Below are 10,631 nucleotides of genomic sequence, written 5' to 3'. Positions count from 1 at the left end.
TCCACTGCGCGGTGGCCGCGATCGACCCGGAGCCCGGCGACGAGATCGTCACCACGTCGATCACCGACATGGGCGGCATCGCGCCGATCCTCTACCAGGGCGCGATCCCGATCTTCGCGGACGTGGATCCGGTGACGTTGAACGTGACGCCCGAGGCCGTCGCCGCGCGCATCACCAAGCGCACGCGCGCGATCATCGCGACGCACCTTTTCGGGAACCCCTGCGACGTCGCCGGCATCAAGGCGGTCGCGGACCGGCACGGCATCCCGGTGATCGAGGACTGCGCGCAGGCGTTCCTCGCGACCCAGCACGGGAGGCTCGTCGGCACGATCGGCGCGATCGGCGCCTTCAGCCTCCAGCAGGGCAAGCACATGACGACCGGCGAAGGCGGCCTCGTGATCACGAGCGACCAGGCCTACGCGCGCTGGATGATCCTCTTCAGCGACAAGGCCTGGGGCTACGGGGACCCGAAGCCGGACCACTACTTCCTGGCGCTCAACTACCGGATGACCGACCTCCAGGGCGCGGTCGCGCGCGCGCAGCTCGCGAAGCTCGACGGCGTCGTCGAGCGCCGACGCCGCACCGCCGAGCGGCTGACGGAGCGCCTGCGCGGCACGCCGGGGGTGATCCTGCCGGCGCCGGCGCCGCACGCGACGCACGTCTACTGGAAGTATCCGCTGATCGTCGACCCGGCGGTCATCCACGGCGGCTCGGACGCGCTCGGCGGCGCCCTCAAGGCCAACGGCGTGTTCTGCGCGCCGCGCTACATCCAGAAGCCCGCGTTCGAGTGCGAGGTCTTCACGAAGCGCAAGACCTTCGGCCAGAGCCAGTTCCCCTATTCGCACCGCGAGCGCGAGGACGGCGCGAAGATCGTCTACGACGCCAAGGACTATCCGGGAACCGTCCGCGGGCTCGAGCGGGTCGTCGTCCTGCCGTGGAACGAGTTCTACACCGACGAGCACGTCGCCTTCATCGCGTCGGCCGTGCAGAATGCCGTCGCGGAGCTGACGCGGCCCGCGGCGGCGCGGAGCGCCTGATCCACGAAGCACGCATGACCACTCGGCCCTACGCCATCTTCTCCTGCGACCTCGACACCGTCGACCGCCACCTCCAGGGCTACGGTATCGAGGACATGCCGGCGTGCGACCGCATCTACCGGACGGCGGTCCCGCGCGTGCTCGAGCTCTTCGACGAGCTCGGGGTGCCGGGGGTCCTCTTCGTCATCGCGCGCGACGCCCACTCGGAGCGCGCGCTCTGGCGGCGGGCGGTCGCGGGCGGCCACGAGGTGGCGAGCCATTCCCTCACCCACACGCAGCCCTTCAGCACCCTCGACGACGACCGCCTGCGCACCGAGCTCGGCGAGTCGCGCGCCCGGCTCTCCGCGGCGAGCGGCGCCGAGGTGATCGGCTTCCGGGCTCCGGCATGGGACGTGACGGACCGCGTGCTCGGGATGATCGCGGAGTGCGGCTACCGGTACGACGCGTCGGTCTTCCCGACGCCGGTCCTGGTGGCGAGCCGGCTCGCCGCCTATCGGCGGAGCGCGCAGAAGGGCTCGATCTTCTCGATGGACCTCCTCGGGCACGCCTTCGCGCCGACGGTGCCGCATCGGTCGCGCTCCGCGCGCGGCGCGCTCGTCGAGTTCCCGATCTCGGTGACGCGCTGGCTCCGGCTGCCCGTCTACCACACGTTCTCGTACTTCGTGCCGTCGTGGCTCTTCCGACGCGGGCTCGCGTCGGCGCTGCGCTCCGGACGGCCGCTCTGCTACGAGTTCCACGCCGCCGACCTGCTCGACCTGGCGAGCGACGACGTCGACCCCCGCATGGACCGGCACCCCGGCATGAAGATACCGCTCGCGGCCAAGCGCGCCGCGTTGCGCGACATCCTCACGACGATCGCCCGCGAGCGCCGGGTGCTCACATACCGGCAGGCCATGGAGGAGGGCATGGCCGCCTGACGGCGGCGTGCGATGTCCCGTGGTCATGCCGATGCGTAGCGCCGACTTTCGCGACAGCGTACCGCCAGCGTACGGTCCCACGGACGCGCGCGTCGTGAAGATCCTGGGTGTACGGATCGCGAATCTGCACACGATCGAAGCTGTCGCGTACATGCAGAAGCTGATCTGGGTCGCGTCGCCGTGTGCGCGCGCCGTCTATCTCGTGAATGCCCATACGTTGAACCTGGCGTGCGACGACCCGGATTACCGCTCGGTGCTGAACGGTGCCGACGCCGTGTTCGGCGACGGCACTGGCGTCCGCTGGGCCGCTCGCTGGCAGGGCAAGAAGATGATCGCCAACCTGGTGGGTACCGACCTGCTGCCGTACTTCTTCGTGAACACGACGGAACGGGCGTATCGCTACTTCCTCTTCGGCGCGCGGCCGGACGTCGTCGCGCGGGCCGCGGAGAACCTCCCGACGAGATTTCCCGGACTGAACGTCGTCGGATGCCAGCACGGCCACTATCCGCAGGCGGAGCATGACGCGGTGGTCGCGCGCATCAACGCCGCACGCCCCGACGTGTTGATGGTCGGCATGGGGAATCCGATCCAGGAACGCTGGATCCACGACAACCGCGAGCGTCTAACCGGGGTCAAGCTCGCCATAGGCGTCGGCGGGCTCTTCGACCATTGGGGCGGAGTCCTGAAGCGTGCGCCCATGTGGGTGCGACGCAACGGCTTCGAGTGGGTCCAGCTCATGCTGCAGCAGCCTCACAAATGGCGGCGGTACCTCGTCGGCAATCCGAAGTTCCTGGCGCGAGTGGCGCGCGACACATGGCTCTAGTGGCTGGCACACAGACGCTCAGACGGGCGTCGTCGAACGCGCGAAACATCGTGGGGATCAACAGCCGCGCCTTGCGCTGGTGGATCAAGAAGACGTTCCGCACGGCGCTCGTCGTCGGCACGTCGCTCGTTCGGGCGATCGTGCCGCATCGCCGCGGCGGCGTCCGGGTCCTCACGTATCATCGCTTCGGGCATGTGCAACGTGATCCTTTCTGCGTCTCGCCGGAGGAGTTCGACCAGCAGATGGCGTGGCTCGCCCACGAGGGCCGCGCGATCTCCCTGGACGAGCTTGATGCCTTCCTGCGCGGCGAGCGCGACCTCCGACCGAATGCGGTGCTCGTCACGATCGACGACGGCAACCCTTGCGTGCTATCCTACGCTGCGCCGATCGCCGCACGCCACGACATTCCGCTCGTCTCGTTCGTTCCGGCGGGTGAGTTGGTGCGCGACGGCAAGACACGCACGGTGGAGCCTGAGAGTACGGACGCCAGGCTCACCGAGGCCGAGCTTCGGCTACTAGCATCGCGCGGCGTCGTGATCGGATCACATGCATGGTCGCACCGATCACTCGCGCGGCTCCCGGGAGATACGCAAAGGATCGAGGCCGAGCGCTCGCGCGCGGTTCTGGAGTCCCTCACGGGACGGCCGGTCACCGCTTTCGCATACCCGTTCGGAACGCGTGCAGATTACGACGATCGTACAACCGCGACGTTGCGTGCCGCTGGCTATCGCCTTGCCTTCACGTCACAGCACGGATCGATCACGCGCGACAGCGACCCCCTCCGTCTTCCGCGGGTGAAGATCGAGGGCGGCGAGAGCCTGTGGATGTTTCGCGCCATCGCGAGCGGTGCGATGGACGGATGGCGATGGGTCGACCACTGGCTCTGGTGCCTGCAGGCAACGCCATGAATCCGGCGAACGGCTCGGCGCACGAACTCGGCGTCGTCATCATCACGCGCAACGAGGCCGCGCGCGTCGCGGCATGTATCGAGTCGGTGCTGCGGGCGATCAAGCCGTCCTTCGCGAACGCTGACGTCGTCGTCATCGACTCCGACTCAAGCGACGACACGACCGCAATCGCCGCGCGGTATCCGGTGCGGGTGTTCCGCTACCGGGCGCTACGCATGTCAGCTGCGGCGGGGCGATGGATTGGCGCGCAGCGGATCGGTGCGCCATACGTGCTCTTCCTCGACGGCGATTGCGAACTCGTCCCGGGATGGCTCGAGCTCGCCATCGTGCGCATGAGGCTCGATCCGACACTCGGCGTCATTCACGGAGCGCGTCGCAACGTTGAGAACGGCGTCGTCGATACCACGAGCATGACCAATGCGCTCGGAGGAACCGCACTGTATCGCCGCGAGGCGCTCATCCGCTGCAAGGGATTCAATCCGTTCATCATCGCATGCGAAGAGCAGGAGCTACGCATCAGGCTCGAAGCAGCGGGATATCGCGCAGTGCACACGATCGAACCGATGTTGCTCCACCACACCATTAAGAAAGAGACGATAGCCGGCATGTGGCGACGGTACAGTGCCGGAATGCAGGGCGGACCCGGCCAGGTGTTGCGCATCGCGTGGCGCGACGGACTCTTTCTGAAGCACGCGCGACGCTTCAACCGCTACATCGCGACGGCTGTGTATCTGCTGGCGGGCGCATTGGCGGCATTGGCGACGCCGATCGCTTCCCCCGTGCCGCTCCTTGCGTGGGCTTTCCTCGGCGCCCTGAGCGTCGCGGGGCTCGCGTGGCGTCGGCGGAGCGTGCGTGACGCCACATTCATCGTCGCGGATTGGACTTCCGTAGCGATCGGCAGCCTGCGATCCTTCGTCGAGTCCCCGCGCCCGCACGAGGACTTCACGTATTCCCTCGAAGAGCTTACCAGGCCAATGCGCGCGCCTATCGACCGCAGAGCCGCGTCCGGCAGACACGGTTGAGATCTCCATGGCCGTGCGCAGCGTTCCGATTGAAGATCTCGCGCCAGCGGCGACGGTGACCGCACCGACCCATCGGATTCGCGTCCTGCATCTCCACTCGTCCAAAGGCCTCTACGGACCAGAGCGCTGGACACACCTTGCACTGCGCGCGCTCGCCGGCAGCGAGGTCGACCAAGCGGTCCTGACGATCGGCACCAAGCCCGGATACGACAATTTCACCCGCTTCCTCGTTCGAGAAGGCCTCCCAGCACGGCACCTGGCGATCGGCGGCAAGCTCGCGATGCGGCAGATCCGTGCCGTTCGCGCGCTGCTCATCGACGGAGGCATCGCCGTTCTCCACACGCACGGATTCAAGTCGGACATCCTCGGATATTTCGCGACGCGCGGCCTGCCGATCGGTCTCGTCACGACGCCGCACGGCTGGTGCGATCACGAGAGCTTTCGCATCCGCGTGTACGAAACAATCGGTCGACAGTTCCTGCGCGGGTTCGATCGCGTATACCCGTTGAGCGATCACCAGCTGGCGGTGTTGGGGCCGTATGGGCTCGGCGCGAAGGTCCGACGCATCCGGAACGCCGTCGACATCAACGCCTTCGATGCGATCCACGCTGAGCGCAAGACCGCCCTGCCGCGCGAACGGGTGCTGCTCTTCGTCGGTCGCGTCGCGCGCGAGAAGGGATTATTCGATCTTCTCGAGGCAGCCGCCGTCGTCGGGCGTCTTCAGCGCTTTCGGCTCGTCATCGCGGGCGAGGGACCGGACATCGAGGAGGCGCGCGCGATCGCCGCGCGTGCCGGCATCGCCGAGCGCGTCACCTTCACCGGTTTTGTCGAAGACGTCCGGCCGTTCCTGCGCGAAGCGACGGCGCTTGCGCTACCTTCATACGCCGAAGGCATTCCGCGCGTGGTCATGGAGGCGTTCGCTGCCGGCGTCGCGGTCGTTGGCACAGATATCCCGGGCCTCCGCGAGCTAGTCGATCCGGGACGGTCGGGTCTGCTGGTGCCGGTCGCAGACGTCCAGGCGCTCGCGGCGGCGGTCGAGATCCTGCTGACGGACATCGCAGCGAACCGCCGGATGGCAGAGCAGGCGCGGTCCGTGATCGAGCGGGAGTACTCCCCATGCCGACTGGCCGACGAGCTGCGCGAGGAATACGCGCAGCTCGCTGCATCAGTATGACCCGAGGCGCATGACGCACGACGTGACAGCAGCGCGATCGTCCGGGCGCCGTATACTCAAGAACACGGCAGCCCTCGTCGTCCTCCGGGTGCTGATGCCCGCTTTGTCGATGATACTGGTCTTCGCGATCTCGCGGATCCTCGGGACGGACGGTCTCGGCCAGTACACGCTCGCGCTCACGTACCTCTACTTCTTCGTGACGGTGGCCCCGCTCGGGCTGTATTCGATCATCACTCGTGACGGCGTGCAGCACGCCGACCGCCTCGAGGAGATCCTCAACCATTCAGTCACGCTCGGCACAATCGCGTCGCTGGCTCTCACGCCGGCGATGGCGGGGCTCGGCCCCGCACTCGGCTACGACCGCGACACCGCGATCGCCATCGCAATCGCGAGTCTCGCTCTGCTGCCCTCGACGCGTGGCATGCTGTACGATGGGGCCTTCGTCGCACGCGAGCGCATGGACTATCTCGCGTGCGTCGCGCTCGCGGAAAACGCCGTCAAGGTGGGGCTTGCTGCCCCCGCGCTCCTGCTCGGCTACGGGCTGGAGACGGTGATCGTGCTCGCCGTCGCTGGACGCGTCGTCGCGAATGTCATCGCGACGGCGCTCCTGCGATCGATCGGCATCCGCGTCCGCATGGGCCGCAAGACCGAGCTCCTAAAGGGGCTGCTCGGAAGCGCGCCGACTTTCGTCGCGATCGCAATCTTCGCGACGCTTTACTGGCGGATCGACGTCTTCATGCTCTCGAAGATGGGCACCGTGGAAGACGTCGGACGCTACGGCGCCGCGTGGCGCATCCTCGAGCTCGCGCTCGTCGTGCCCCACAGCTTCTGTCTCTCGTTGTACCCGCAGCTCGCCGCCGCAGTGCGATCGAATCGCGCCGAGCTGGCACGCCTTGGGCGCCTCGCCATGCGATTCTTGGCGGCTGGGAGCCTGCCACTGGCGGCATGGACCACGGTCGTGAGCGACGACGTGATGGGAACCTTGTACGGCACCGCTTTCCGCTCGGCGGGCCCTACGTTGACGGTGCTCGTCTGGACGCTCGTACCGTACGGTTGGGTGCGCTACCACGCGTACGTGCTGGTGGCTGCGGAGCTGCAGCGCATCGACCTCGCGATGAACGTCACGCTCACCGCCATCAACGTCGCGTTAAACCTGTACCTGATCCCCGCATACGGCCCATGGGGAGCCGGATTGGCAACGCTGGTCTCGATGCTGGCGTACGCGGTTGCCCAGGTCGCGTACCTCCGCCGACGTGCGCCGGGAACGTCGTCGCCGTTGACGCTGAATCTCATCCCGTTGGTCGCGGCCCTCGCGGCGGCCGTGCTCACCTGGCTGACGAGCGGCCAGCACCTCGCCGTTCGCGCCGTCGTACCCGCCGCCGCATATGTCGGTGCGCTTTTCCTCGGCGGCTTCTTCGAGAGCGAGGAGATCGCCACGCTGCAGCGACTCGGACGACGCTGCCGTAGCATGCTGCCACTCCGCCGGGCGACGTCGTCATGAGCGCTACACCCGCCGACGCACCCCGCCCGACTTCACGCGCGCGGCTTGCGCTCGCCATAGCGGTAAGCGGGCTGCCGTCCAACTTCCTCCGTACGCGGCTCTACCGATGGTGCTTCGGCTACCGGATCGTTAATGCCCGGGTTGGGTTCGGCACCGTGATCGCAGTTGAACAGGCTACGCTCGATCACTGCACGATCGGACGATTCAACCGATTCGTCGGACCCATGCAGGTGTCTGTCGGCCCCGGCGCCGACATCGAGAGCCACAACGTTTTCGATTGCGGAGTCTGGACCGCGAGCGAGCGTGGCGCCGTACCGTACGCCCGCGAGCTCTCGATCGGACGCGAAGCGCGCATCACGGACCATCACTTCTTCGACGTCGCCGGGCGCTTCGTTCTCGGCGACGGCTCGTGGATCGCCGGACGCGAGTCTCAGTTCTGGACCCACGGTGTCGGGGTGATCGAGCGCGATATCACGATCGGCCGACGGAGCTACGTCGGAAGTGCCGTTCGGTTCGCACCTGGAAGCGGCATCGCGGACAACGTCGTCGTCGGCCTCGGCAGCGTCGTGACGAAGCGCATCGCGGCGTGCAACGCGATCGTCGCCGGATCCCCGGCGAGCGTGGTCTCCGAGAACCGCGGGTGGAAGCCGCTCGAAGACGAGTCCCATGGCGCTGGACGGTCAGCGACTGCTTCCGGATCCGGACGCCGTTCGCGACGGCCATGACGCTCGGGTTCGTGATGCTGCCGCGTGTTGTCGACGTCGCTCTGATGGTGCCTCGCGCGCGAACTAGCTAGTGGTCCTGGGATATGCGGTCGGCGAGACCTTGGATCGCGCCAGCGAAACCCGGCGATCTCCCTCCTACAGAGCGGCTGCGCGACGCATTCCGATCCGCTCCGCCAGGACGGCATCACCCGGCTGGTGAGTCCGGCTCTGACTCCATCCCACCGCCGCAGCGATGTTGGTGACCGCTTGGATCCTGCTGCTCTTCCTCTTCCTATCCACTCACCACGCGGCCGTTCATCCATTCCCAGTTCTGACGGCCGTGCTTCACGGAACGGGATCGACACTCAGCAGGCTCGGTGCCGGGAGGCCTGCCGCAAACTCAAAAGCACCGACGTCGGGCGCAATGCCACTGAACGGCAGATTGACGGACGCGCCCGACGCGAAAGAGATCGGCGTCGCGACGACTATCTTGTTGTTGACGTCGTCCACGGAGATGATCGCGACCGGCGCGTTCGCGCCGATCTTTACCTGATCAGGCTCGATCAAGCCGCCGTATCCGTCCTGGAAGAACGAAGCCCGCACGACCGGCACCGTGGTCGTCTGCGTCCCGCTCGCTTTGGTCGTGGTGAGCTCCACGCCGGCATCGATAGCCGGACTTCCCGCGATCAGCTCGTAGTTCCGCGCCGACGGATTCGCGAAGATCGCAGTCGCCGCCGCCGTGGTCTTCTTGCCGCGCGGATCTTGCACCTCGGGCGCATTGGCGGCCTGGAAAGCAGCAAATTCCATGTCGCCGTTGGGCGCGGGCAAGCCGCAATTGTACGAGCGCGGACTCCATGAGATGCCCTTGCTGCCGAAGCGATACATGTTGCCGTCGAGTTTCAGTGACGACCGTCGCACGTCGATCTTGCCACCCGACACCGCGGCGACGACCAACGTATAGTCTCTAGAATCGACGAACAGGTTGTTTCGCAGCTCCATCCCGCCGAAACTGCTTCCGTGCCCAGAGTCGACGTAGTCGGAATAGAACAGCACCGCATGTGCGGCGTCGTAGATGCTGTTGTTGTATATGGCGGGAGCATTGGGGCGGTCGTACTCGTTGAAGCCGAATCCCGTCGCGCGGTTGAAGCGCGCGATCGTGTACTGGGCGGGCTGGCCGTGGATCTTGATCGAACCGCCGACGCCCCACACATCGTTGCCTTCGAGCAGATAGTGATGCGCTGCCGAGTGACCGCCCATGTCGATCTGGTCGGCCCCGACCGTCGCCGTGCCGTTGTCGTAGGCAACGTTGTTGCGCACGACGACATGATGCAGCCCCGCGGCCTCACCGCCCACCTGAATGCCGTCGAAATTACCGCCGCCCGCGTTGTTCCAGACACGGTTGCGCTCGATCAGGTAGTATCCGCCGGGCGAGTTCCACAGCACGATGCCGCCATGCGGATTGTCGTGGACCTTGTTGTCATGGAAGGTCGAGTACGATGGAACCATCGAGCCTTCGACCCAGATTGCGCCCGCAGCGGCGCAATTCGAGACGTCGAGGTTGCCGACACCGATGTGCGTCGAATTGCCCGAGAGGCTCACGCAAAAGCCTTGCGAGTTCTTGATCGTGAGTCCGTCGAGTTCGACGTAGGACACACTCGAGAACGCCCACAGCGAGCCGTAGATGCCGGTCGAAACCATTGCCCCGTCGATGATCGCTTTCTGCCCTGACGCCGCTTGGAACTTGATCGGTGCCGCGGCCGTGCCGCTCTTGGTGACCGTAACCTTCTCCGCATAGGTCCCGCCTGCGATGATCGCGGTGTCGCCAGGCCCCATGAACGCCGCGGACTTGCCGATGGTGCGCCACGGCGAGGCCTGGGTTCCGGGATTGCTGTCGCTGCCGGTAGTCGCGACGTAGTACGTCGTCGCCTCAGCGTTGACCGTCGCGGCGAACGCCAAGATCGCAATGAGTGCACCGCCGCGCGCGCGCACTGTCGCTCGATGACCAACGGCGGCGGCATCGCGCAAACGGCAGTCTGCGATAGTGACGGTCGGGCTGGCGGTGGACATAGATTTCATTGGTTGGCTCCGTAGTCGCGACGTCAAATGTTGTACACGCGCTTCGTGAGTGAGATCGGCCACTTGATTTTGAGGCTCGATTCCTCACGGCTCCGCGGTACGGAGCTGCGAGCAGTGACGGGGCACCGGAGCGCGTTTTCTACAGTACATTCCCAGGCCCAAGCAATCCATGTGCCAAGATGCCACTCTACGGATGATACCCGCTCGACATGGGCGGCGCGACAACCTCCGCCGCAAGCGGGATGTCGGTTTTTGTCGGCCGCCACCGATATGGCGAGCGCCTAGGACCTCACGATGGCGTCTTGACGCCGCTCGTGGCCCTCTCGATCATGCGGGGGACGCATAACGCGGCGAAAAGTCGTCCGCGTTTCACGAGTCCACGTTGACCACGGAATCATCCGCAACCGACCCGAGCACAGTGGATTTCCGGCCGCTGGCCGCGGCACCACCGACCGCCCAGCCACGCCGG

Annotated in this window: 9 protein-coding genes; 7 read left to right on the top strand and 2 right to left on the bottom strand. The window is 66.4% G+C overall.

Annotated features, from left to right (window positions below; all coding sequences use genetic code 11):
- The 7 genes from IT293_12660 to IT293_12630 form a co-directional block, all read left to right on the top strand.
- On the top strand, positions 1-1,037 hold a 1,037-nt coding region (locus tag IT293_12660; protein ID MCC6765503.1), incomplete at its 5' end, for a DegT/DnrJ/EryC1/StrS family aminotransferase.
- A 14-nt stretch (positions 1,038-1,051) separates the two neighbouring features.
- Entirely contained in the window at positions 1,052-1,954 is a 903-nt protein-coding gene (locus IT293_12655) for a polysaccharide deacetylase family protein (protein ID MCC6765502.1), read from the top strand.
- Positions 1,955-1,979: 25 nt separating this feature from the next.
- A complete protein-coding gene (locus tag IT293_12650) occupies positions 1,980-2,777 on the top strand; it encodes a WecB/TagA/CpsF family glycosyltransferase (protein MCC6765501.1) in 798 nt (265 codons plus the stop codon).
- On the top strand, positions 2,711-3,685 hold the full coding sequence (locus IT293_12645; protein MCC6765500.1) for a polysaccharide deacetylase family protein: 975 nt from the start codon (positions 2,711-2,713) through the stop codon (positions 3,683-3,685). The genes IT293_12650 and IT293_12645 overlap by 67 nt, the downstream gene beginning before the upstream one ends.
- Complete coding sequence (locus tag IT293_12640; protein MCC6765499.1) at positions 3,682-4,707, top strand: glycosyltransferase family 2 protein; 1,026 nt, start codon at positions 3,682-3,684, stop codon at positions 4,705-4,707. Before IT293_12645 ends, IT293_12640 begins: the two co-directional genes overlap by 4 nt.
- Before the next feature lie 55 nt (positions 4,708-4,762).
- Complete coding sequence (locus tag IT293_12635) at positions 4,763-5,881, top strand: glycosyltransferase family 4 protein (protein MCC6765498.1); 1,119 nt, start codon at positions 4,763-4,765, stop codon at positions 5,879-5,881.
- Between the two features lie 10 nt (positions 5,882-5,891).
- Positions 5,892-7,382, top strand: coding sequence for a flippase (locus IT293_12630; GenBank protein ID MCC6765497.1), 1,491 nt, complete (start codon positions 5,892-5,894; stop codon positions 7,380-7,382).
- 32 nt (positions 7,383-7,414) lie between these two features.
- Here IT293_12630 and IT293_12625 read toward each other — a convergent pair whose 3' ends face one another.
- Together IT293_12625 and IT293_12620 are read right to left on the bottom strand one after the other, a co-directional pair.
- Positions 7,415-8,050 carry a hypothetical protein gene (locus IT293_12625; GenBank protein ID MCC6765496.1) on the bottom strand — a complete coding sequence of 212 codons (636 nt, stop codon included), beginning with the start codon at positions 8,048-8,050 and terminating at the stop codon, positions 7,415-7,417.
- Between the two features lie 381 nt (positions 8,051-8,431).
- Positions 8,432-10,153: a right-handed parallel beta-helix repeat-containing protein gene (locus tag IT293_12620; GenBank protein MCC6765495.1), complete on the bottom strand. Its 1,722-nt coding sequence runs from the start codon at positions 10,151-10,153 to the stop codon at positions 8,432-8,434.
- Positions 10,154-10,631 lie beyond the last annotated feature (478 nt).

It is taken from the genome of Deltaproteobacteria bacterium, from assembly GCA_020848745.1.
Classification (GTDB): Bacteria; Desulfobacterota; Binatia; order UTPRO1; family UTPRO1; genus UTPRO1.
The sequence above is the reverse complement of the archived record's forward strand: the minus strand, read 5'-3'. Positions and strand labels throughout refer to the sequence as shown.